Raw genomic sequence first — 23,843 nt, 5'->3', positions numbered from 1 at the left:
TAAGGAGTCCCCCCAATCATGAACCAGTTTCCCTCGTTGATCGGAGTGTTCGCGTACCTGTCGCTGCTGACCGTCGGTGGCGGCATGGCTGCGTTTCCCGAACTCAAAACCCTCACCGTTGATGTTCACCACTGGCTGACGTCTACCCAACTCATTCATCTTTACAGCATCGGGCAGATGGCGCCCGGACCCAACATGATGATGGTGATTGCCATCGGCGAGCGGGTGGCCGGATCGCTGGGCGCGTTGGCGGTATTCGCCGCGTTCTTTTTACCGACCGCTCTTCTAACCTTCGGAGTGGGACGACTCTGGAAGCGGCTGGAAGGATGGCCATGGCGGGATGCGATTCAACGCGGTCTTGGGCCGGTTGCCATCGGTCTGTTCCTGGCCGGCTCTATCACCATGGGCAAGGGTGTAATTGCCGATACTCTGGCCCTTGGAATAGTCGCTGTTTGGACTGCCGCAGCCATCGCGGTCACCGTCTTCGCGACCCTGTTATTGACCCATCGGATTAATCCAGCCTTCCTGATTCTGGGCGGCGCAATCATTGGCCTGTTCGCATTCGGTGGGGGACAATAAGGAAGATCGACGGAGGATCGACCGTTGACCGTTCATGGGTTTCGAGAAGGCCATCACTGGCCCTCTGTAGATTCCCTGTTCCGCTACTTCCCGGACCTCCCCGTTTAGCGCGCCGATCTTTTTGAATCGAATTGACCCCACAAATGACCCACAACGCCCTCCACCACATCGAACAACTGGAATCCTCGCTGTGGGAAGCCGCCGATCAGCTTCGCGCCAATTCCAAGCTGACCTCCAGCGAATACTGTATGCCGGTGCTGGGGGTAATTTTTCTGCGCCATGCCAGCAACCGCTATCAGGCGGCGTTGAAACAGATCGAAGCCGATCAGGCGGCGGGCAAAATGCCCCAGCGGCCCTTGCAGAGTATTGATTTCAAGAAACGGCGCTCGCTGATGCTCCCCGAACCGGCCCGCTATGACACGCTGCTCAAGCGGCCCAAGGACGGCAAGCTGGCGGAGGCGCTGATCGAGGCGATGAACGCCATTGAAGAGGAGTTCGAGCCGCTGCGGGGTCAGTTACCGAGGGATTACGACAAGTTCGAGAGCGATTTACTCGAAAACCTGTTGCGCACTTTCGACCGTGAAGTGCTGCGTAACGCCAGCGGCGATGTCTTTGGCCGCATCTACGAATACTTCCTGATGAAGTTCGCGATCCAGGGCGCGCAAGACAATGGCGAATTCTTCACTCCACCCGCACTGGTGCAAACCCTCGTCAATGTCATTGAACCCGACCATGGCATTGTCTTCGACCCGGCCTGCGGTTCCGGGGGGATGTTCGTGCAATCCAGTCACTTTATTGAGCGTCAGGGTCAGGATACCAGCCATAAAGTCACGTTCTACGGGCAGGAAAAGACCGCGACCACGATTCGCTTAACCCGGATGAATCTGGCCGTGCATGGACTGGAAGGCGATATCCGCGAGGCCAACACCTTCTACCAGGATGAGCACAGCCTGTTCGGTCGGTGTGATTTTGTCATGGCGAATCCGCCGTTTAATGTGGATATGGTGGATGTCGAGAAGGTGAAGGGCGACCGCCGACTGCCGTTTGGATTGCCAGGCACCACCAAAGGCGCGGGCAAGAAAAAAGAAGGGGACGCCAGCAAGAACAAGGAGACGGTCTCCAACGGTAACTACCTGTGGATTTCCTACTTCTGGAGTTATCTGGGGCCGAAAGGCCGGGCTGGTTTCGTGATGTCATCGCAGGCGTCCAGCGCCGGACATGGCGAGGCGGAGGTACGCCGCAAGATCATACAAACCGGCGATGTGGACGTGATGATCGCTATCCGCTCCAACTTCTTCTACACCCGCACCGTGCCGTGCGAATTGTGGCATTTCGACAAAGGGAAGCCGGCAGAGCGGCGCGATACGGTGTTGATGCTCGACGCCCGCACGGTTTACCGCAAAGTCACCCGTAAGATTTACGACTTTAGCCCGGAGCAACTCGCCAATCTCACCGCTATCGTCTGGCTGTATCGCGGTCAGCCGCTGCGATTTTTGGCCTTGGTGCGGGACTATTTCGCCACCGTCTGCCAAGAAGCCGCTGCCGTTCCCGGTGAACTGGAACGCTTTGAGACCACCTTTAAGGCGCTACAAGATCAGCTTGCCGAGTTCATGGAGCGGGTGAAGGCGTTGACGACCCTCACGCCAGAACAGCAACAGCCGCTGACCGATGGACTGGCGGAACTGGCCGAAGCCCGGTACGCCTATGACGCGGACCGGGCTGTATTGCTTAAAGAACTGGCGGCATTTCGTGATCGATACGCCACTGTTCCACTTGACACCAACACCGCCCAACACACCGCCCGCCATGCCTTTGAGCCGCTGGCTACTCGGATTAAGGGATTGGTCAAACAGGTAGACCTGCTTTACAAGCTGGCCGCCCGCTGTGGGCCACTGGCGCAGGAATTGGCCGCGCTTGAAGAAGCCGCCGAATTTCATGATCGCCGCCTCGCCACCAAACGCCTCAAGCAACTGGAGGAAGCGCGCAAACAGGCGGTGGAGCAACTCAAGGCCGTTGCCTATTTCCACCGGCAAATCGTCTGGCTGCAAGACCGTTTCCCCAACGCTGAGATGCAAGCGGTGCCGGGCTTATGCAAGGTAGTGACCCGCGCTGACATCGAAGCCGCTGATTGGAGTTTGACCCCGGGCCGCTACGTGGGCGTTGCCCCGCCAGAAGTGGATGAGGACTTCGATTTCGAGCAGACCTTCCGCGACATTCATGTGGAGTTGATGGATCTAAATCGGGAAGCGGTGGAACTGGCGGCGAAAATTGCCCAGAATTTTGAGGAACTGATTTAGGAGAACGTGATGTTACAGGCCATAGAATTGGAAATGGTTATTCCCGCTGATGGCAAGTTGCCGGAGGCATTCCGTCAGTTTTTTGGGCGTAAGGCCAGGGTTATCGTCCTAGCGCCAGAGCCAGTAGATGCAGCAGAGAAGAGTAAAGACGATTCAGAACGGCTGATGCAGTTTGCCGGAACCATTAACTGGCCGATGGATGATCCCGTAGAATGGCAACGCCAACAGCGCAGTGAATGGGATCGGGAGTGGGACCGTTGAACTTTATATTAGATACCAACGCGGTCATCTATCTGCAAAAGGGATTGCTGGATGAAACACTGCCCCATGGCCGCATAGCGATTTCAATGATCTCAGAAATCGAGTTACGAGGATTCCCCGGCTTAGTCACTGATCAGGAAACTAGGTTGCTGCGTTTTCTGGATAGCATTCAAATCATTGGTCTGAGCCATGACATCAAGGAAGAAGCGATCCGGCTACGTCGCGACCATCGGCTCAAGCTCCCCGACGCAATCATTGCTGCTACCGCTATTACATACGGCGCGGTGTTATTGAGCAATGACGAACATTTGCACGGGGTCACTGGTTTGAATTGCCGGAAGTTGGCGCTGAAACAATAAGTAAAGAGATGCTCTTTTCCAAATAAGTAGCATCGCTTAAATAATAAGTCACCCTCCCCCCTTGCGGGGGAGGGCTGGGGTGGGGGGTAATAACCGCATGACCCAATCACATCTAACCGAGCGCGCAAGAGAACTTCGCTCCAACATGACTAATGCTGAACGGCATCTCTGGAAGCATCTGCGCCAACGGCAAATCGCCGGTTATCGTTTCCGTCGCCAAATGCCTATGGGTTCTTACATCGTTGATTTTATTTGTCTGGAGCGCCGCTTGATCATTGAAATTGACGGCAGTCAGCATCAGGAACAACAGGTTTATGATGCCCGACGGGATCAGTGGCTGGCGGAACAGGAATTTCAGGTGCTGCGATTCTGGAATAACGAAGTGCTGAATCAAACTGAGGGAGTGTTAATGCAGATTTTGGAGGTGTTGGAGAGAACGCCCCCCACCCCAGCCCTCCCCCGCAAGGGGGGAGGGAGCGGTTGCGGAATTGAGGAGTTGGGAGTATGACTTGGCGCAACTCCTCACTCGGAGAACTCACCACACGCGATGGTGGGCTAATTCAGACTGGACCGTTTGGATCACAACTCCATCAATCTGATTATCAATCTGATGGCGTCCCAGTCATCATGCCCAAAGACATTGCAAACGGGCGAGTTTCCTTTGAATCCATAGCCAGAATCTCAGAAGAGACTGCAAACCGCCTTGAACGCCATAAGATCAAGTCACGGTCACTTGTGTTGCCGCGTCGAGGTGATGTAACGAAGCGAGCGTTTATTAGAATCGAGCAAGAGGGTTGGCTCTGTGGAACTGGCTGCTTAAAGATTGAAGTAAACGGCAAAGAGCTTGTGCCGGAGTTTCTCTATTATTTTATGGAACAAAACCATATCGTGCAGTGGTTAGAGCAACACGCTGTTGGGACAACGATGCTCAATCTCAGCGCTGGAATCGTAGCCGGGCTACCAATCCGGTATCCATCAATCGAAGTTCAAAACCAAATCGCCTCTACCCTCTCCGCCTACGACGACCTCATTGAAAACAACCGCCGCCGAATGACGTTATTGGAAGGATCGGCGCGGCTGCTCTATCGGGAATGGTTCGTGCGGCTGCGCTTTCCTGGCTATGAACATACGCGAATTATTGATGGTGTGCCGGAGGGGTGGGAGCGGAAAACACTCGGTAACCAAGTGATACTTAATTACGGCAAGGCGCTAAAAGCTGATGATCGTATAGATGGGCCTTTCCCTGTTTATGGCTCAAGTGGTGTTGTCGGTACACACAATAAATCGCTTGTGGAAGGGCCGGGAATCATCTTAGGCCGCAAGGGTAATGTCGGTAGCGTATATTGGTGTGCTAAGAATTTCTACCCGATTGACACGGTTTATTTTATTGACACCGTAACAAGTAATCTCTACCTATATTATGCGCTCAAGCACATGCACTTCATCAGTACCGATGTAGCCGTTCCTGGTCTCAATCGAAATTTGGCTTATAGCCGCCCATTGATTATTCCAGCAGTTACTATCTTTCACGCTTTCTTGGAAACAGTCGCACTGATCCACGAGCAACTAAACAAACTCGAAGAGATAAACCAAAAACTCCGCGCCGCCCGCGATTTGCTACTGCCGCGCCTGATGAGCGGCGAGATTGCGGTGTGAACGTGTAACCCAAGCCTAAACCTTAGCAACCTCAGCCATGGCCTACACCGACATCAATAGCGAAGACCGGCTGGTACAGGCTACCTTCGCCGAACATCTGGAAAAAGTCTTGGGTTGGGACAGCGTTTATGCCTGGAATCAGGAAACATTCGGGCCGGACGGCACACTAGGCCGCGCCGATACTCGCGATACGGTGTTGAAGCGTGATTTACGCGCCGCACTGGTCAAACTCAACCGCCTCTTACCGCCCAAAGCGATTGATGACGCGGTGAGCCAGCTCACTGCTTACGACTTCTCCCGTTCCCTGCTTCAGCACAACCAGACGTTTTACCGGCTGATCCGTGACGGCGTACCCGTCAGCTACCGCGACGCCAAAGGCGAATTGCGCCACGCCCAAGCCCAAGTCATCGACTTTCGCAATCCCGCCAACAACCGCTTTCTAGCGGTGCGGGAACTTAAGCTCACGGGCCTGCGCGCCCCCGGCTACAACCGCCGCGCCGATTTAGTCTGCTTCGTCAACGGCCTGCTGCTGGTGTTCATCGAACTCAAAGCGATCTATAAAAACATCCGCGCCGGCTTCGAGGGCAACCTCAAAGATTATCTGGACGAGCATGTCATCGCCCACGCCTTCCACCACAACGCTTTTCTCGTCGTCAGCAACGGTCATCGCGCCCGCTACGGCTCTATCACCAGCCAGTGGGAACACTTCGCGGAATGGAAGCGCCTCGACGAACGCGACGCGGGCAACGTGGACGCCGAAGTGTTGCTCAATGGGATGTTGGACAAGACGCGACTGCTGGACATCGTTGAGAACTTCATCCTGTTCGACGCCAGCAAACCGGGCGCAACTCGTAAGGTGGTGGCGCGTAATCACCAGGTACTTGGCGTAAACCATGCCGTGGCGGCAGTAATCCGCCAAGAAGCACTGAAATTGGAATACCCGCCGGAAAAACGGCTGAGCTATCGCGTCATTGAACTGCATCGGGAACAGGCCACTGACCGCGAGCTACTGGCGCTGGCCGCGCCCGATGAACCCCGCACCGTGCGGCTACCGGAGCCGGCACACCCGGAGCTGGGCAAGCTGGGCGTGTTCTGGCACACCCAAGGCAGCGGCAAGTCCTACTCGATGGCCTTCTTTACTGAAAAGGTTCGGCGGCAGATTCACGGTAACTTCACTTTCCTGCTGATGACTGACCGCGACGATCTGGATAGCCAGATTTACCGCACCTTTGCCGGCTGTGGGATCGCTGACGATAACACTCCACGGGCGAGTTCGGGTCAAGCATTGGCGCAACTACTCCAGCAAAACCACCGCTACCTGTTCAGCCTGATCCACAAATTCAACCAGGACGTAAAGCCGGATCAGCCTTACAGCCGCCGCGACGACATCATTGTGATTTCCGATGAAGCGCACCGCACCCAAGCCGGCAAATTAGCCTGCAACATGCGCTTAGCGCTGCCCAACGCCGCCTTCCTGGGTTTCACCGGCACCCCGTTGTTCAAACACGATCACCTGACCCGGCGCATCTTCGGCGATTATGTCTCTTGCTATGACTTCAAGCGTTCCGAAGAAGACGGCGCGACGGTGAAGCTGGTCTATGAAAACCGGGGCGAGAAACTGAAACTAACCCGGACCGACCTTAACGACCGCATCGCCGACGCTATTGAAAAAGCCGACCTGAATCCAGACCAAGGATCCCTGTTGGAGAAATTGCTGGGTAAGGATTACGAAATCATCACCGCCGATGACCGGTTAGAGAAGGTTGCCGCTGATTTTGTGGAATACGTCACCACCCGCTGGGAATCCGGTAAATCCATGCTGGTGTGCATCGACAAGATCACCTGCGCCCGAATGTTCCAGCAGATTGAACCACACTGGCGACAGAAACAAACCGCCGTGAGTAGCGAGATCGCCACCAAGGAAGCGGCCATCGTCATGGAACGGGACGCCGACGCCCGGCAGCTTCTTCACGCCCAGCGCGACCGGCTACGGGCCAAAGCGAAATGGCTGGACGAGACGCTTATCGAAATCATCATCAGCGAGGCGCAAAACGAAGTCGCTGACTTCAAGCAGTGGGGCTTTGACATCATCCCTCACCGCACGATCATGAAACGTGGCTTTGAGACAGCGGACGGCCAGCGGGTCGACGTGGAATCCGCCTTCAAGAATCCAGCGCATCCCTTTCGGATCGCCATCGTTTGCGCGATGTGGCTGACCGGCTTCGATGTGGAATGCCTCTCGACCCTCTATCTCGACAAGCCGATGAAGGCGCATACCCTGATGCAGGCCATCGCCCGCGCCAATCGGTGCTATCCCGACAAGGACTTCGGGCTGATCGTAGATTACAACGGGATGCTTAAAAGCCTGCGCGAAGCTTTAGCCCAATATGCTTTGGGCGACAATCACACCCAAGGCGAGGAAATCATCGGGACCGTGGAAGATCGAGTCAAAGCCCTGCTGGAGGCTATCGAGGAAACCGAAGCCCACTTGCGGAATTTGGGTTTCAACCCGGCCCGACTGATCGGCGCGAAAGGTTTTATTCGGACCACTGCTTTTGCCGACGCGGAAGAGGCGGTCTATACCTCCGACGAAGCCCAATGCCGCTTCAAGATTCTGGTCCGGCAGGTGTTCAGTCGTTTCAAGGCGCTGGTAAGTGAACCCGCTACTGTCGTTTACGCTGAGCGGCATGACAATCTTGAAGCCCTCTACAAGAAACTAACCGAGCGGCGCGACACCGCCGACGTATCAGAATTACTCAAAGCATTGCATCGCATCGTCAACGAAGCCATCCGCACCCAAACCTATGAGCAGGTTTCTGACGAACCTAAATTCTACGACTTGAGCCAAATTGACCTGGAAAAGTTGCGGGATGAATTCGCCAAAAAAGTGAAGCGGAAAGCCACCGCACTACAAAGCATCCGTGACATTGTTGAGCAAAAGCTCGCTACGATGCTGGCGCATAACCCAGAGCGCATGGATTACAACAAGCGCTATCAGGAAATTATCGCTGACTACAATCGGGAAAAGGATCGCGTCACTCTTGAAGAAACCTTCGCCAAGCTGGTCGATCTCGCCAATAGCCTGGACGCTGAACAACGCCGGGCGGTAGAAGAAGGCTTGAGCGAAGAAGAACTGGCGCTGTTCGATTTACTTAAAAAAGAAAAACTGAACACAATCGAAAAAGATCAGATTAAGAAGGCCAGTCAAGAGTTGCTTCACGCACTACAAAATCTCCTCGCCCCGCTCGATCAGTGGACACAGAAGGCGCAGACCCAAGCCGAGGTAGAAGTGTTCATCCTGGATCATCTCTATTCATGGCTACCCAGCCCAACATTTTCGGTTGCTGACAAGGAAGAAGCGGCAAAGAAAGTCTACAGCTTTATCTGGCAGCAGAGCGCAAGCGGCCAGTTTGGCGAGAGCATCATGCGCCCGTCGTGATCGGTTTCAGCCGCCGGTATGGCTCATATAACGCAGAATCACCGGCTGGCCGCCGAGTTGAAAATTGTGGCCGCGCGGCTTGATATCCATCGAAGTGACAATCGCCTGTTTCAGCCGTTCGTGGTCGCCGGGATGAGCGCGCAGGACGTGGCGCAAGTCCACCGAATGTTCCTGCCCCAGACACAACAGCAACCGACCTTCAGCGGAAACCCGCACACGGTTGCAATCGCCGCAGAAGTTGTGGCTGTGCGGCGAGATAAAACCGATGCGGCTGTCGGTTCCCGAAACTCGGTAATAGCGGGAAGGTCCGCCGCTACTTTCAGTGGTCGGCGTGAGGGTGAAAACCCGCGCCAGATCGGCGCGAATCGCATCGCTGGAATAATAAAGTTCAGCGCGGTCATGATCGCCCATCGCGCCCAGCGGCATTTCCTCAATGTAGCTGATATCCAGCCCATTCTCGATGGCGAAGCGCGCCAGCGCCGCCACTTCATCATGATTGCGGCCTTTCAGGATCACCGCATTCAGCTTGAGGCGCTGAAAACCGGCGGCCTGAGCCGAACGGATGCCGCGCAACACCGTATCCAGTTCGCCAACGCGAGTAATCCGGCGGAAGCGTTCCGGATCAAGGCTGTCCAGGCTGATATTGATCCGCGCCACTCCAGCCGCTTTCAACTCCGCCGCCATCCGTTCCAACTGCGAACCGTTGGTCGTCAGCACCAGCTCCGCCAAGCCGTGATCGCGCAATCGGCCCAGTTGCTGGAGCAGCCATAGCACGTTCTGCCGCACCAGCGGCTCGCCGCCGGTGATGCGAATCTTGCGGACCCCCAGTTCCACAAAGGCTCGACCCAGCGTCGCCAGCTCCTCCAGCGTCAACACCTTAGCCCGTGGCAGAAACGTCATCCGCTCGCTCATGCAGTAGACACAGCGGAAATCACAGCGGTCAGTCACGGAAAACCGCACGTAGTTCACCGAGCGACCGAACCGGTCCACCAGCGGAGCGTTTTCCCCCCACCCTTTTGGAGAGGGATCAGGGGCGAGGATGTTTGAACCAGACGGGATAGGCACGCAGGAGACCTCAGAGCTGTTGACCTTGGTTATTGAACGCGAATCCTTCCCCTTGTTCAGGAGAAGGATTCAAGTCGAATCAGCGCTGCCGCACCACCTGATAGGGCCGGGCGGGATAAGTGACCGGCGCGCTCCAGATATGCACCAGGCGGCTGAACGGAAACACCAGAAATACCGTCATGCCCAGCACCATGTGCAGTTTGAACAGGAAGCCGATTTCACTCACGGCGGCGACCGCTTCCGCCGGATCGAAGGTCACGACATTCCGCGCCCAGGCCATCAAATTGAGCATGTTGTGGCCGTCCAGGTGCATCAGCGACACCGGCACGGTCAGCAGGCCGAGAATCAACTGCACATACAGCAGCAGCAGGATGAAAATGTCCATTCGGGTGCTGGTCGCCCGCACCCGTGGATCGGTCAGCCGCCGCTTCACCAGCATCGTCAAGCCGATAAAACACATCACGCCGAAGATCGTACCCGCGACCACCGCCAGCACTTGCTTGGCGCTGGCGGAAACGCCGATGGCGTGCAAAATTTCCAGCGGCGTCAACATCCCGAAGAAGTGGCCGAAAAACAGCAGGATGATGCCAACATGGAACAAATTGCTGGCCAGCCGCATGTCCTTCTTGTTCAAAATCTGGCTGGAATGGGCTTTCCAGGTGAACTGGTCACGGTCAAACCGCACCAGACTGCCAAACAGGAACACCGCGCCAGCCAGATAGGGATAGACGCCAAAAAACAGGGTATCCAGGTAACTCATGATCGTTTGCCTCGAATGATGGAAAATCGCCCTCTCCCCAACCCCTCTCCTGGCGGGAGAGGGGGGATCGTTTAGCGAGAGTGGGCCGGCTGTTGAATGGAACCGGGCCGGGGAACCCATTGCACCGGCTGCGCCGCGCCTGGCATGGGGCGGTTGATGCCGCAACCGTCCTGATTCGCCAGAAACGTCACCGCCTCCTCTTCCCATATCTTGTCCATATTCACCACCGTCTCATCGGGACCCTCGGTCGCCGCCTGCCGCCGAATGTCTTCAATGTCCGCCGGTTCACCCACCAGCGCAGCGAGGGCGTCGAACACGACGTGATAATCATTGCCCCGTTCGGTCAGCCGCGCGCCGATCAAGGTCATGACGTGCATGGCGTCGGTTAGCGAATCCAGCGCTTCTCCCCCTGGCCGTTGCGCCAGATATTCCAGAAACAGCGGAATATAGTCGGGCAACTCGCGGGCGTTGAGGGCGAAGCCGTGCTGGCGATATGCCTCCAGCAGATTCACCATCGCCTGGCCGCGATCCCGCGATTCGCCGTGAACGTGCTCGAACAGATACAGCGACAGCGCCCGGCCCCGATCAAACGACGCCACATACTGCTCCTGCAATGTCATCAGCGGGGTGGAGGCCAACCGATTCATCAACGCCAGCAGCGCCGAATACTCCCGCACCGGCAACAGATTTTCTCTGGCGAGCGCATCCCCCATTTCACCCAGCGCGGCCTGCATCTCCGGCTGTGGATAGCTCAACAGGGCCGATAAGACTTTCAGTGTTTTCACGGTGCAACCTCCCCTACTTTCCTGCCGGTTCAACCCGGATCGGAATCGCCCGACGAGTCGTCACCTTCTTGCCGCCGAACAGGTTAGTCTTATCCGTCCCCGGCGAGCAGCCATTGCCAAAGCTGAAGCCGCAACCGCCGCGTTCGCCGAAAGCGTCATAGGTGGCGCTGGCGTATTCGCGGTGTGAGGTCGGTATCACGAAGCGATCTTCATAGTTGGCAATCGCCAGGTAGCGGTACATCGACTCTACCTGATCGATCCGCAGATTGACCGCCTTCAGCACCTCATCCCGAATTTCGCCATCCACCGTTTTGGCGCGCATATAGGCCCGCATCGCCAGCATCCGCTCCAGCGCCAGCTTGACCGGCTTTTCATCGCCGGCGGTCAACAGGTTGGCGAGATATTTCAGCGGAATTCGTAGCGAGCCGACATCGGGAAGGATGCCATTCATCCCGATCTGGCCGGCCTCAGCGCGGGCCTGAATCGGCGACAGCGCCGGCACGTACCAGACCATCGGAAAGGTGCGGTATTCGGGATGCAACGGAAAGGCGATCTTCCAGTCCATCGCCATCTTGTAGACCGGCGAATCCTGGGCCGCTTGCAGCCACGCCTCAGGAATGCCGGCCTCTCGCGCTTCAGTCTGCACCATCGGGTCGAACGGGTTGAGGAACATGTCGAGTTGCGCCTGATACAAACTCTGCTCATCAGCGACGCTGGCGGCCTGCTCGATCCGGTCGGCATCATAGAGCAGCACGCCCAGGTAACGGATGCGGCCCACGCAGGTCTCCGAACACACCGTCGGCTGGCCGGATTCGATGCGCGGATAGCAGAAGATGCACTTCTCCGATTTGCCGGTGTTCCAGTTGTAGTAAATCTTCTTGTACGGACAACCGGACACGCACATCCGCCAGCCCCGGCACTTGTCCTGATCGATCAGGACAATGCCATCCTCCTCGCGCTTGTAGATCGCGCCGCTGGGGCACGAAGCGACGCAAGCCGGGTTCAGGCAGTGCTCACACAGGCGCGGCAAGTACATCATGAAGGTGTTCTCGAACTCGCCGTAAATCTCTTTTTGCACCTTCTCAAAGTTGTAATCCTTGGAGCGCTTGGCGAACTCGGTGCCGAGGATTTCCTCCCAGTTCGGCCCCCACAGAATCTTCTCCATCCGCTCGCCGCTGATTGCCGAACGCGGGCGGGCGGTCGGCATGGCCTTCGATTCCGGCGCGTTCTGCAAATGCGCGTAGTCGTAATCCCACGGCTCGTAGTAGTCATCAATCGCCGGCAAATCAGGATTGGCGAAGATGTTGGCCAGAATCCGCCACCGGCTCCCCTGCTTTGGCTCGATCTTGCCGTCCTTGCGCAATGTCCAGCCTCCATTCCACTTCTTCTGGCTCTCCCACTCCTTGGGATAGCCGATGCCGGGCTTGGTCTCGACGTTATTGAACCAGGCGTATTCCATCCCGTCCCGCGAGGTCCAGACGTTCTTGCAGGTCACGGAACAGGTGTGACAGCCAATGCACTTATCCAGGTTCAGGACCATGGCGATTTGCGCGCGTACTTTCATGATTAATGCGCCTCCACAGTTGAGGCTTCAGAGGGAGTCTCGTCATCCAGCCAATCGACCTTGTCCATTTTGCGGACGACGATGAACTCGTCACGATTAGCGCCGACGGTGCCGTAGTAGTTGAAGCCGTAGCTCTGCTGGGCGTAACTGCCGATCATGTGGGTCGGCTTCAGCACGGTGCGGGTGACGGAATTGTGAATGCCGCCCCGCGTGCCGGTGGTTTCGGAGCCGGGCGTGTTCACGATCTTTTCCTGAGCGTGGTACATCATCGACATGCCTTCCGGCACCCGCTGGCTGACCACCGCCCGCGCCGCAATCGCGCCGTTGACGTTGTAGGCTTCGATCCAGTCGTTATCCTCGATACCCGCCTTCTTGGCGTCTGCCTCGGATATCCAGATGATCGGACCGCCACGCGACAGGGTGAGCATCAATAGATTGTCGGTGTAGGTGCTGTGGATGCCCCACTTCTGATGCGGGGTGATGAAATTCAGCACGATTTCCGGGTTGCCATTCGGCTTCTTGCCAATGATCGGATCGATAGTCTTCATATCCACCGGCGGTCGGTAAGCGCACATCGCTTCGCCGAAACCGAGCATCCACAAGTGATCCTGATAGAACTGCTGGCGACCGGTGACGGTGCGCCACGGGATCAGTTCGTGGACATTGGTGTAGCCCGCGTTGTACGAAACCTTCTCATCTTCCAGTCCCGACCAAGTGGGCGAGGAGATGATCTTGCGCGGCTGCGCCTGGATGTCGCGGAAGCGGATCTTTTCGTGTTCTTTAGGCAGGGCCAGATGGGTATGATCGCGGCCAGTGATCTTGCTCAGCGCCTCCCAAGCTTTGACCGCGACATGGCCGTTGGTCTCCGGCGCCAGCATCATGACCATTTCAGCGGCGTCGATATCCGTCTCAATCCGGGGGCGGCCCTTGGCGACCCCCTCCTCCAGCACCGTATGATTCAGCGTCGCCAGCGCGGCGACTTCATCCTGCGTGTTCCAGCCGATGCCCTTGCCGCCATTGCCGAGCGTGTCCAGCAGCGGGCCAACCGAGGTGAATTTCTGATAGGTGTTGGGATAATCGCGCTCGACCACGACCAAGCTTGGCGCGGTCTTGCCAGGGATTAAGTCGCATTCGCCCTTCTTCCAGTCGCGCACGTCGGGCATCGCCAGTTCGGTTGGGGTGTCGTGCAAGGTCGGCAGCGCGACGATGTCCTTCTCCACTCCCAGATGTCCAACGCAGACTTCCGAGAAGGTTTTCGCGATGCCTTTGAAAATATCCCAGTCGGTCCGCGACTCCCACGCGGGGTCCACCGCCGCCGACAGCGGATGGATAAACGGGTGCATATCGGAGGTGTTGAGGTCGTTCTTCTCGTACCAGGTCGCCGTCGGCAGCACAATGTCGGAATACATGCAGGTCGTGGACATACGGAAATCCAGCGTGACCAGCAGATCCAGCTTGCCGTGCGCCGCATCGCGCCATTTGACTTCCATCGGTTTCTCGCCGCCATCCTTGCCCAAATCCTTGCCCTGTACGCCATGCGTCGTGCCCAGCAGATACTTGAGGAAGTATTCGTGGCCCTTGCCCGAAGAGCCCAGCAGGTTGGAGCGCCACACGAACAGGTTGCGCGGGAAGTTGACCGGATTGTCGGGATCGGCGAACGCGAAATCGACTTTGCCGGACTTGAGGTTTTCGACCACATACTCAGCCGGAGTCTTGCCCGCCTCGATGGCAGCCTTCGCCAGTTTCAGCGGATTGGCGTCGAAATGCGGCGCGGTCGGCAGCCAGCCCATGCGCGCGGCGCGCACGTTGTAATCGATCTGCGTCCCTTGCCACTGCTTCGGATCGGCTAGCGGCGAGAGAATTTCGCTCATCGCCAGTTTTTCGTAGCGCCACTGGCTGCTGTGAATGTAGAAGAACGAAGTGGAGTTCATATGCCGGGGCGGGCGGTGCCAATCCAGCGCGAAGGCCAGCGCCGTCCAGCCGGTTTGCGGCCGCAACTTCTCCTGACCCACGTAGTGCGCCCAACCGCCGCCGCTCTGCCCGACGCACCCGCACATCATCAGCATGTTGATGACGCCCCGGTAATTCATGTCCATGTGATACCAGTGGTTCATCGCCGCGCCGATGATGATCATCGACTTGCCGTGAGTCTTGTCGGCGTTCTCGGCGAACTGGCGGGCGACCGCGATGATCTGGGCGCGGGGAACGCCGGTGATTTTTTCCTGCCAGGCCGGGGTGTAAGGCACGTCATCGTCATAACTCTGAGCGATGTTGCCGCCGCCAAGGCCACGGTCGAGGCCGTAATTGGCGAGCGTCAGATCGTAGACCGTCGCGACCAGCGCCTCGCGGCCATCAGCCAGTTTGATTTTCTTGGCCGGGACGTGGCGAACCTGAATCGCGTCGTGCTGGGTGCAAGTGAAGTGCGGATGCTGAGTGGCGCCAAAATACGGGAAGGCCACTGGCGCGACGGCATCCTTAATCTCGTTCACCGATAGGCGCAACTGGGTCTTTGCGCCCGCCAGCGATTCCTTGGCTTCCAGATTCCACTTGCCGACCATGCCGTCTTTTTCGCCCCAGCGGAACCCGATGGAGCCATTGGGAACGATCAAATTGCCGCTATTCTCGTCGAAGGCCAACGTCTTCCAATCGGCATTATTCGCCTGGCCGGCGCTATCAGCGAGGTCTGAAGCGCGCAGGAAACGACCGTTGACATAGTTGCCGTCCTCACGCGGGTCGAGCATCACCAGATAGGGGAAGTCGGTGGTCTCGCGCACGTACTTGTTGAAGTACTCGCTCTGACCGTCGAGATGGAACTCGCGCAGGATGACGTGACCCATCGCCATGGCGACAGCAGCGTCGGTGCCCTGCTTGGGATGCAGCCAGACATCGGCGAATTTGGAGGCTTCCGAATAATCCGGGCAGACCACTACGATCTTGGCACCCTTGTAGCGCACCTCGGTCATGAAGTGCGCGTCGGGGGTGCGGGTCTGCGGGACATTGGAACCCCACATCATCAGAAAGGTGGAGTTGTACCAGTCCGCCGATTCCGGCACGTCGGTCTGCTCGCCCCAGATCATCGGGCTGGCGGGCGGCAGGTCGCAGTACCAGTCATAGAAGCTGCCGCAAGCGCCGCCAATCAGCGACAGATAGCGGGAGCCAGCGGCGTAGGACACCATCGACATCGCCGGAATCGGCGAGAAACCGTAAATGCGGTCCGGACCGTACTGTTTGGCAGTGTAGACGTTGGCGGCGGCGATGATCGGGTTCACTTCTTCCCAACTGGCGCGGACGAAGCCGCCCAACCCGCGCATGGTCTTGTACTCGGCAGCCTTGGCCGGGTCTTCGACGATGGAAGCCCAGGCGTCCACCGGGTCTTTCTTCTGCGCCAGCGCCTCGCGCCACAGTTTCAAAAGTCGGCCGCGCACCATCGGGTATTTCACCCGGTTGGCGCTGTAGAGATACCAACTGTAGGACGCGCCACGCTGGCAGCCGCGTGGCTCGTGGTTCGGTAAATCGTCACGGGTGCGCGGGTAGTCGGTCTGTTGGGTTTCCCAGGTGACCAGCCCGTTTTTGACGTAGATTTTCCAGCTACAGGAGCCGGTACAGTTCACCCCGTGTGTGGAGCGCACGATCTTGTCGTGTTGCCAGCGGGCGCGATAGGCGTCCTCCCAGCCGCGATCCTCTTGAGTAACGATGCCGTGATCGCCAGAAAAAGTATCGGTGACTTTTTTGAAAAAATTCAGCCGGTCGAGAAAATGACTCATGATGATGAACCTCGTTTTATCAGCGATGAGCGAGTGCTATTCACTAATTCGCTATGCACTATTCACTTCACTCAGCACGGTTTTTCCGCCCCTTTACGGGCGTAGAACCACCAATTGATCACGATGTTGAACAGGTAAAACACCGCCACGCCGTAGAAGAAAGCATTCGGCGAACCGGTGGCGGCGAACGACCAGCCAATCAGCATTCCGAAAATAAACGGGCCGAACGAGGCCATAGCCGAAGTCCAGCCGATGATGCCGCCGGCCTGGCGCGGCTCGAAGATCATCGGCATCTGCTTGAAGGTTGAGGCGTTGCCGAAACCACTGAAGAAGAACACACCCAGCATCAGCCCAACGAACAGCGGGAACTGCTCCATCGAGGTCGGATGGGTGTAGAAGGTCACGCCGATAGCGCAAGCCAGCAGGCCGATGCCGGACCAATGCGTCACGATGGCGCCGCCTAACTTATCGGAGATTGGGCCGGCCACGACCCGGGCGGCGGCCCCGACCAACGGGCCGAGGAAAGCCCAGGCCAGCGGGTCCGGGCCACCCGGCAACACCGTATACATCTGCTTGATCATCAACGGGAAGGTGGCGGCGAAGCCGGAGAACGAGCCGAAAGTCATGATGTAGAGCGAGGTCATCCAGAAGCCGTGCCGGTTGCTGAAGTGGAAAATGTCGAGTTGCTCGCGGAAGTTGGCCCGCACCGGCACCGACTTCAGCATCGTCCAGGCGGCGATGGCGAACACCACGATGAACGGTACGTAAATCAACGCCGCGTTTTGCAACCACATCGGCTTGGTAGCAGCGCCCGGTGCGGAAGGAACGAAGGTTTGAGACACGCCGGCCAGCGTGCCGAACAGCGCAAAACCGATGATCCACGGCGTGACGAATTGCACTACGCTGACGCCGAAATTGCCGATGCCAGCCTGAATCGCCAGCGCCGTGCCTTGCAGGCGTTTCGGGAAAAACAGGCTGGTCGAGGGCATGAAGGAGCTGAAATTGCCGCCGCCCAGCCCCGCCAAGAACGACAGCAGCAACAACACCCAGTAAGGCGTGGTCGGATCCTGAATCGCAAAGAACCAGCCCAGCGCCGGAATCAGCAACGACAGGGTAGAGAAAGCCACAACATGGCGGGTGCCGTACAGCGGAATCAGGAAGGTGTGGATGGCGCGCAGGATGCCGGCGGCCAGCCCCGGCATGGCCGCCAGCCAGAACAACTGGGTCGGCGTCAGCTTGAAGCCGATGTTGGGCAGGCGCACCACCAGGGCGCTGATCATGAACCAGACGATGAAAGCCATCATCAGATTCAGGGTGGTGATAGTCAGCGTCTTCCAAGCCAGACTTTTGCCGGTAGTTTCCCAGAACCCCGGATCTTCTGGAGTCCAGACGCTCAACCATGTTCGAGGGTTGTGTTCGGTCATACGAAGATGCTCCATCGCAAAAACAGAGGTTCTAAAATCCTTCTCCCCTTGAGGGAGAAAGGTTGGGATAAGAGGTAGCTCATCAACAGGGCGCCTCCGCCTCCTTGCCGGAATACCACCGCCAGGTGATCCACAGGCAGGTCAGGTAGAACAGGCTGAAGAAGATCAGCGCGCCTTGGGGACTGCCGGTCAGATTGATCGAGGCGCCGCAGGCAATTGGGATGAAGAACCCGCCGAAAGCCGCAACCGCCGAGCTGAAGCCCATGGTGGCGGCGGCCTCGGTGGCACCGACGCGCCGCGCCTGTTCCAGCGCCGCCGCATCGTTGCGATCCATCACCTCCCGCTCGTGCAAGGTGCGGAAGATGGTCGGGATCATGCGGAAAGTGGAGCCGTTGCCGATCCCGGCGCCGAGAAACAAAATCAGGAACATCGCCACGAAACCGACCGCATGACCGCCGCTATCCGCCGCTGGCAGAAACGCCACGGAAGCCAGAGCAGCCACCGCCATGACGACAAAGCTCCAGAAGGTGATCGGTGCGCCACCCCGGCGGTCGGACAGCCAGCCGCCAATGGGCCGCACCAGCGCCGCGAGCAACGGACCGATGAAGGCGAATTTGAAAGCATCCACCCCGGGGAACTCAGTGTTGACCAGCATCGGGAAGCTGACCGCCAAACCAATGAACGAACCGAAGGTGCCGGTATAGAGCCAGCTCATCAACCACTGATGCTTGTGCTTGAAGATCGCCACCTGCTCAGCGAAACCGGCCTTGACGCTGGCGATGTTGTCCATGCCGAACCAGGCGGCGACGGCGGCGGCGACGATGAACGGCGCCCAGATGAAGCCGGCGTTCTGTACCCAGATTTGGGTGGTTACCCCGCCATCGGTATGGCTTTGCGCGTTGCCGCCCAGAATCAGCAGCGCTCCGCTGTAGACGGCGATGGGCGCAATGAGCTGCGCCAGTCCAACGCCCAGGTTGCCAATGCCACCGTTCAGGCCCAGCGCGGTGCCTTGCAACCGCTGCGGATAAAAGAAGCTGATGTTGGCCATGCTGGAGGAAAAGTTGCCCGCCCCAAGGCCGCATAGCAGGGCGATGACCACGAACACCGCGTAGTTGGTGTTGATATCCTGCACCGCAACGCCGATCCACAAAGTCGGCAGCAACAGCAGTGCGGTGCTGAACACGGTCCAGTTGCGACCGCCGAAGATCGGCACCACGAACGAGTACAACGCCCGGAAAAACGCCCCCGATAGCCCCGGCAGCGCCGCTAGCCAGAACAGTTGGTTGGTGGTGAACTTAAAGCCGACGTGCGGCAGCTCGACCACGATCACGCTCCACACCACCCAGACCGCGAAGGCCAGCAATAGGGCGGGCATCGACAGCCACAGGTTGCGGTTGGCGATCCGCCGGCCGGTCTTCTCCCAGAACGTCTCGTCATCCGGCCGCCAGTCGATCAACAGATGCCGACGTGGCCGCGCCCGCTCGATGAGTTCGGCACCCACCAGTTCGGCGCGGACGTCGGCATGCCGCTCCAGGATGGCTTCGCGCTCATTGTTCTCGGCCACCCAGGTCCAGATCATGGTGACCACCACCAGCAGAAACATCAGCATGAAGCAACTGCTGCGCACGCCAACAGCGTCGGCGGCGACGCCAAACATGATCGGCAGGACAAAGCCGCCCATCCCGCCGATCAGGCCGACGATGCCGCCAACCACGCCCATCTGGGTGGGATAATGATCGGCCAGACTGCGATAGACGCTGGCCTTGCCAAAACCCTGCGCCAGGCCGACGATGAACACCAGCGCCGTAAACAGCACGATGCCCACGCCCAGGTTGACCGCCACCTCGCCCTTGATGCCGTGAATGATCAGGGTGGTGGGCGGATAGCTGAGCAGGAACAGGCAAATCAGGCTGACCCACAGCACCCACCAGGTCACGGTATTGCCGCCCCATTTATCGGAGGCCCAGCCACCCAAGGCGCGAATCGCCCCGGAAGGCAGGTCGAAGAAGATGGTCAGGAAGGCGGCGGCAGCCAACGGCAGGCCGTATTCGCCGACGTAGTACTTGGGCAGCCACAGCGCCATGGCCACGAACGCGCCGAAAACGAAAGCGTAAGCCAGACCGAAGCGCCACACCCGGGCATCGAGCAGCGGCGTGAGCTGTTGACCGAGGGTCTGGCGGGACCGATTCTGCTGAGCGTCTTTCTCATGCAGCGGGTCGGTGTAGGTGAAGAACCAGAACAGCGCCGCCATCACCACCATGGCGACGGCGTAAATTTTGGGCACCATCTGCCAAGCGCCGCCGAACGCGGCAATGATCAGCGGGGCGATAAACTTGGTCAGCGACGACCCGGCGTTGCCGGCCCCGAAAATGCCCATCGCCGTGCCCTGCCGCTCCTTGCTGAACCAGGTCGAGGTGTAGGCGATGCCGACCGCGAAGGAGCCGCCGGCCAGCCCGACGAACAGGCCCAGCACCAGATATTGCCAATACTCGGTGGCGTAGGAGACCAGCCAGGTCGGAATCGACACCAGGAGCATCTGGATGAAGAACACGATTCTTCCGCCGTAGCGGTCGGTCAACAGCCCTAAGGGCAAGCGCACCAGAGAGCCGGTCAGAATCGGCGTCGCCACCAACAGGCCGAATTCGGTTTCGTTAAGATTGAGTTCGCTTTTAATCTTGATCCCGATGACGGAAAACATGACCCACACGGCGAAATTCACCGCGAAGGCCAGAGTGCTCATCGTCAGAACGGAAACTTGTTTTTGTTTGAGCGTAGCCATTGCGGACCTCACGAGAATGCTGCGGTCGCAATATTACGTTTAAGCAGAGGGTAATAGCTTGATGAAAATCAAGGTTTTTTCTGGGCTTCAGGCGTTTGCGCTGGATATTTACCTCTTTTAGAGTACTTGATTTTTTTCTATTAACTAATTGTTTTGTATTATTTTTATGTAAAAACAACCTGGGTGTTTGGAAAACCCTTGAAAGAATAGTACCTCCTTGGAGGTATTCCGAAGTACCTGGGGATACCTCTCACGCCTCTGGTTTAATAGAACCATATGTTTGCTTTTCTCCAGAGTTGCTTACCGGACACCCCACCGCTTTCTACGCGGGAAGCATTACGCGCCGCTGTTGCTATCGGTGTGGCGGTGCTGCTCACCGGCATCCTCTCTACTCTACTGGCGCCTGGCGCCTTGGCGCCGGTGCTGATTGCCTCGATGGGCGCATCGGCCATTATTCTGCTGGCCTTGCCCACTAGCCCATTGGCTCAGCCTTGGCCCTTTATCGGTGGTCAACTGATCAGCATCACCATCGGGATTACCCTGGCGCGTTGGGTTGAGCCTCCCCTGCTGGCCTGTGGCCTTGCTATTTTTCTGGCTACCTTCGCCATGCTTCGCTTGCATTGCCTGCATCCACCGGGTGGGGCTGCTGCGCTCATCCCCATCCTGGCCCACCACGAAGTACAGCAATTCGGTTACGGCTACTTACTCACCCCGGTAGCCCTCAACGCCATTTTGTTGTTGGCGTTGGCCTGGGGTCTCAATCGCCTCCTCGGCCGCGCTTATCCGCATCCGCCGCGCTCGCCCATGCCCGACCCGCACGGGGTAGGCAATCCGCTACCCACTGCGCGTACTGGGGTGCGGGCCGAGGACGTGCGCGCGGCGCTGGCCAAGGAACAGGTGATGCCGGATATCGGCGCCGCCGAATTGCAGCGCCTGATGGCGCAGGCAGAAGATAATGCGATAACTCGGGTGTTTGGTGAACTCAACTGTGCATCCGTGATGTCCCGTGAATTGGTGACTATTTCTTCCCTGCAGTGGGCAGGCGAGGCTTGGCGCCTATTGCGCCAGCACAAGGTTGGGGCGTTGCCTGTGCTCGATCACATCGGACAATTGGTGGGAGTGATCACTCTTGTAGATTTGCTTAAACACATTCCAATTGAAGGATTACAACAGGATGCACACACCTTGGCTGTTTGGTTATCCGGGCAATCCGGGAACGAACCACGGGTCGAGAATGTTATGACCCGGACGGTCAAGACGGTGCGTGAAGACCAGCCCTTGCTAGAGTTGGTGCCTATGTTGTCTGACTTTGGCTTTCATCATCTACCGGTGGTTGATACCAACGACAAGCTGGTAGGTATGATTACTCAGTCCGACCTCATTGCCGGCTTGCACTGGGCGCTGGTGCAGCGGGCAACGGAGAGATGAGCGGATGGGTAGAAATTATCATTCTGAAGACATTTATTTGCGAAGACCGTTCTTGACCGCCCAAATCGCCGCCTCAACCCGCGAATCCAGATCGAGCTTGCTCAGCAAGTGTTTGACATGCACCTTCACCGTGCCTTCAGTGATTTTCAGTTCGCGAGCAATCAGCTTGTTGCTATGGCCGACGGCGATCAGTGAGAGGATTTTCTGTTCCCGTTCGGTTAATCCGACGCTGCCCGCCGGCTTGGGCTGGCTTTCGTGGCGCAGAGAATTAGCCAGAATTTCTGCAACCCGTTCGCCGAGCGCCATCCGGCCTTGCGCGGCGATCTTCAGGCTGTGCAATACGTCTTCTGGCTCCATGTCCTTGAGCAGGTAACCATCGGCGCCCGCCCGCAGCGCTGAGACCACATCGTCTTCGCTATCGGAGACGGTAAGGATGATCACCCGCACGTCCAGACCAGCAGCCTTGATCGCTTTCAAAGTATCCAAACCGCTTAAACCACGCATATTCAGATCAAGTAAAATCAAGTCGGGCTGCAACTGGCAGGCTAATTCCAGCCCCTGCTGACCGTTGCCGGCCTCACCGACCAGCCGCAGAGAACCCTCCATGGCGATGAGTTGCAGAATCCCTCGGCGCATCAGCGGATGGTCGTCAATAACCAGGATGGTCTGAGTTTCGTCAAGCATATCGTGCCTCATGCGTGTGTTCAGTCGGGGACGGGCGGTGCGCGGCTGGCATAAATCGTAGTTGTACATGCAAGCCGCCGGCAGGCTGGGATTCCAGGTCCAGAGTACCGCTCAAATGGCGGGCCCGTTCGCGCATGATGCTGAGACCAAAATGATTCTCGCGCTCGAGGTGAGCGGGTAGGCCGACGCCGTTGTCGCTAACAGCGATGATCGCCTCACCGCTGTCCAGACTACTGCTGAGCCGGATTGTAATGCGGTTGGCATGGGCGTGCTTTACCGCATTATTCAGCGCTTCCCGGATGATGTGCATGACGTGAATCTGCTCGTTAGGCTTGAGCTTACATTGCCAGCCAGCGCAATCCAGGTCGATGGGCAAATGTCCACGGCGGCTAAACTCCTGCGCCACCTCGCTCAGGCTATCTTCCATCTGGGTATATTCCATTTTCAGACGAAAGGTCGTGATCAGTTCCCGCAACTGGCGGTAGGCGCTATTTAACCCCTTACGCAGCTCATTGACGATGTCGCGCGCCTCCGGGGCAGTTTCCGCGTCGCTCAGCAGGGCTTGCAGGCGGCTGATCTGAATTTTCAGGTAGGACAGGGATTGCGCCAATGAGTCATGCAACTCGCGAGCAATAGCATTGCGTTCTTCCAATAAATCCAACTGCTGGCGATGCTTTATCTGCTCGGTGGTTCGCAGCGTGGCGGCAAGGTGGCGCGCCACCGCTTCCAGCAACGGCAGTTGCCAGGCGGCGACCCCTTCCAATCCGGGGTTGCGGACGATCAGGACTCCGAACTGCTGTCCCTGATCCTTGACTGGGATTGAAAAGATTTCGTTGCGGGCGTCAAGTGGATGCGTGGTTCCATCACCCCAGCAGGCGGTGCAGTTCGGGCGACTGCAAAACGGGGGGACGGCGGTCGGGCGCGGTCGGGTTGAAAACACCTGGGTGGCCTGGTGAGTGACCGGATCTATCATGCAGAGCGTGACTGACCCCTCGCCGG

The 23,843-nt window shown here is 57.8% G+C and carries 17 protein-coding genes; 8 read left to right on the top strand and 9 right to left on the bottom strand.

The genetic code is table 11. The annotated features are described in order from the left end of the window. The first annotated feature begins 18 nt into the window (after positions 1 to 18). The 7 genes from BN874_RS15345 to BN874_RS15315 all read left to right on the top strand — a co-directional run bounded on the left by BN874_RS15345 (position 19) and on the right by BN874_RS15315 (position 8,591). Positions 19 to 579 carry a chromate transporter gene (locus BN874_RS15345; RefSeq protein WP_034435077.1) on the top strand — a complete coding sequence of 187 codons (561 nt, stop codon included), beginning with the start codon at positions 19 to 21 and terminating at the stop codon, positions 577 to 579. 143 nt (positions 580 to 722) lie between these two features. Next, complete coding sequence (locus tag BN874_RS15340) at positions 723 to 2,876, top strand: type I restriction-modification system subunit M (protein ID WP_034435075.1); 2,154 nt, start codon at positions 723 to 725, stop codon at positions 2,874 to 2,876. 9 nt (positions 2,877 to 2,885) lie between these two features. Next, positions 2,886 to 3,137: a hypothetical protein gene (locus BN874_RS15335; protein ID WP_034435074.1), complete on the top strand. Its 252-nt coding sequence runs from the start codon at positions 2,886 to 2,888 to the stop codon at positions 3,135 to 3,137. Then, positions 3,134 to 3,496: a type II toxin-antitoxin system VapC family toxin gene (locus BN874_RS15330; protein ID WP_051497908.1), complete on the top strand. Its 363-nt coding sequence runs from the start codon at positions 3,134 to 3,136 to the stop codon at positions 3,494 to 3,496. Before BN874_RS15335 ends, BN874_RS15330 begins: the two co-directional genes overlap by 4 nt. A 97-nt stretch (positions 3,497 to 3,593) precedes the next feature. Beyond that, on the top strand, positions 3,594 to 4,004 hold the full coding sequence (locus BN874_RS15325) for an endonuclease domain-containing protein (RefSeq protein WP_051497907.1): 411 nt from the start codon (positions 3,594 to 3,596) through the stop codon (positions 4,002 to 4,004). Next, complete coding sequence (locus tag BN874_RS23800) at positions 4,001 to 5,152, top strand: restriction endonuclease subunit S (RefSeq protein ID WP_034435152.1); 1,152 nt, start codon at positions 4,001 to 4,003, stop codon at positions 5,150 to 5,152. The genes BN874_RS15325 and BN874_RS23800 overlap by 4 nt, the downstream gene beginning before the upstream one ends. Positions 5,153 to 5,189: 37 nt before the next feature. Continuing rightward, positions 5,190 to 8,591 carry a type I restriction endonuclease subunit R gene (locus BN874_RS15315; RefSeq protein ID WP_034435072.1) on the top strand — a complete coding sequence of 1,134 codons (3,402 nt, stop codon included), beginning with the start codon at positions 5,190 to 5,192 and terminating at the stop codon, positions 8,589 to 8,591. Positions 8,592 to 8,597: 6 nt separating this feature from the next. Here BN874_RS15315 and moaA read toward each other — a convergent pair whose 3' ends face one another. From moaA to BN874_RS15280, 7 genes are all read right to left on the bottom strand, one after another. Next, the gene (gene moaA / locus BN874_RS15310) at positions 8,598 to 9,632 is read right to left on the bottom strand and encodes a GTP 3',8-cyclase MoaA (protein WP_051497927.1); all 1,035 of its coding nucleotides are present in this window, start codon (positions 9,630 to 9,632) and stop codon (positions 8,598 to 8,600) included. Between the two features lie 103 nt (positions 9,633 to 9,735). Next, positions 9,736 to 10,416 carry a respiratory nitrate reductase subunit gamma gene (gene narI, locus BN874_RS15305; RefSeq protein WP_034435070.1) on the bottom strand — a complete coding sequence of 227 codons (681 nt, stop codon included), beginning with the start codon at positions 10,414 to 10,416 and terminating at the stop codon, positions 9,736 to 9,738. A gap of 71 nt (positions 10,417 to 10,487) precedes the next feature. Continuing rightward, positions 10,488 to 11,201 carry a nitrate reductase molybdenum cofactor assembly chaperone gene (narJ, locus tag BN874_RS15300; protein WP_034435069.1) on the bottom strand — a complete coding sequence of 238 codons (714 nt, stop codon included), beginning with the start codon at positions 11,199 to 11,201 and terminating at the stop codon, positions 10,488 to 10,490. Between the two features lie 13 nt (positions 11,202 to 11,214). Then, positions 11,215 to 12,765, bottom strand: coding sequence for a nitrate reductase subunit beta (narH, locus tag BN874_RS15295; RefSeq protein ID WP_034435068.1), 1,551 nt, complete (start codon positions 12,763 to 12,765; stop codon positions 11,215 to 11,217). A 2-nt stretch (positions 12,766 to 12,767) separates the two neighbouring features. Then, positions 12,768 to 16,529, bottom strand: coding sequence for a nitrate reductase subunit alpha (locus BN874_RS15290; protein ID WP_034435067.1), 3,762 nt, complete (start codon positions 16,527 to 16,529; stop codon positions 12,768 to 12,770). Positions 16,530 to 16,600: 71 nt separating this feature from the next. After that, complete coding sequence (locus BN874_RS15285) at positions 16,601 to 17,953, bottom strand: MFS transporter (protein ID WP_034435066.1); 1,353 nt, start codon at positions 17,951 to 17,953, stop codon at positions 16,601 to 16,603. Between the two features lie 82 nt (positions 17,954 to 18,035). Continuing rightward, entirely contained in the window at positions 18,036 to 20,732 is a 2,697-nt protein-coding gene (locus BN874_RS15280) for a nitrate/nitrite transporter (RefSeq protein WP_034435065.1), read from the bottom strand. A gap of 276 nt (positions 20,733 to 21,008) precedes the next feature. On the opposite strand from BN874_RS15280, the gene BN874_RS15275 reads away from it, so the two are divergent. After that, positions 21,009 to 22,160: an HPP family protein gene (locus tag BN874_RS15275; protein WP_034435064.1), complete on the top strand. Its 1,152-nt coding sequence runs from the start codon at positions 21,009 to 21,011 to the stop codon at positions 22,158 to 22,160. 33 nt (positions 22,161 to 22,193) lie between these two features. Here the strand turns inward: BN874_RS15275 and narL are convergent, their stop codons facing one another. Both narL and BN874_RS15265 read right to left on the bottom strand, forming a co-directional pair. After that, positions 22,194 to 22,844, bottom strand: a complete 651-nt coding sequence (gene narL / locus BN874_RS15270) for a two-component system response regulator NarL (RefSeq protein ID WP_034435063.1) — start codon at positions 22,842 to 22,844, stop codon at positions 22,194 to 22,196. Beyond that, positions 22,837 to 23,843 (bottom strand): histidine kinase (locus BN874_RS15265; protein ID WP_230314456.1); only part of this gene is annotated, 1,007 nt, incomplete at its 5' end. The genes BN874_RS15265 and narL, both read right to left, overlap by 8 nt.

Source organism: Candidatus Contendobacter odensis Run_B_J11, from assembly GCF_000531125.1.
Lineage (GTDB): Bacteria > Pseudomonadota > Gammaproteobacteria > Competibacterales > Competibacteraceae > Contendibacter > Contendibacter odensensis.
This window is presented reverse-complemented; position numbering and strand designations above follow the sequence as displayed.

Bases quoted from the DNA above. Each gene is read 5' to 3' on its own strand.
- BN874_RS15345 (WP_034435077.1), top strand. From the start codon at position 19: ATGAACCAGTTTCCCTCGTTGATCGGAGTGTTCGCGTACCTGTCGCTG.
- BN874_RS15340 (WP_034435075.1), top strand. From the start codon at position 723: ATGACCCACAACGCCCTCCACCACATCGAACAACTGGAATCCTCGCTG.
- BN874_RS15335 (WP_034435074.1), top strand. From the start codon at position 2,886: ATGTTACAGGCCATAGAATTGGAAATGGTTATTCCCGCTGATGGCAAG.
- BN874_RS15325 (WP_051497907.1), top strand. From the start codon at position 3,594: ATGACCCAATCACATCTAACCGAGCGCGCAAGAGAACTTCGCTCCAAC.
- BN874_RS23800 (WP_034435152.1), top strand. From the start codon at position 4,001: ATGACTTGGCGCAACTCCTCACTCGGAGAACTCACCACACGCGATGGT.
- BN874_RS15315 (WP_034435072.1), top strand. From the start codon at position 5,190: ATGGCCTACACCGACATCAATAGCGAAGACCGGCTGGTACAGGCTACC.
- narI (WP_034435070.1), bottom strand. From the start codon at position 10,416: ATGAGTTACCTGGATACCCTGTTTTTTGGCGTCTATCCCTATCTGGCT.
- narH (WP_034435068.1), bottom strand. From the start codon at position 12,765: ATGAAAGTACGCGCGCAAATCGCCATGGTCCTGAACCTGGATAAGTGC.
- BN874_RS15290 (WP_034435067.1), bottom strand. From the start codon at position 16,529: ATGAGTCATTTTCTCGACCGGCTGAATTTTTTCAAAAAAGTCACCGAT.
- BN874_RS15285 (WP_034435066.1), bottom strand. From the start codon at position 17,953: ATGACCGAACACAACCCTCGAACATGGTTGAGCGTCTGGACTCCAGAA.
- BN874_RS15280 (WP_034435065.1), bottom strand. From the start codon at position 20,732: ATGGCTACGCTCAAACAAAAACAAGTTTCCGTTCTGACGATGAGCACT.
- BN874_RS15275 (WP_034435064.1), top strand. From the start codon at position 21,009: ATGTTTGCTTTTCTCCAGAGTTGCTTACCGGACACCCCACCGCTTTCT.
- narL (WP_034435063.1), bottom strand. From the start codon at position 22,844: ATGCTTGACGAAACTCAGACCATCCTGGTTATTGACGACCATCCGCTG.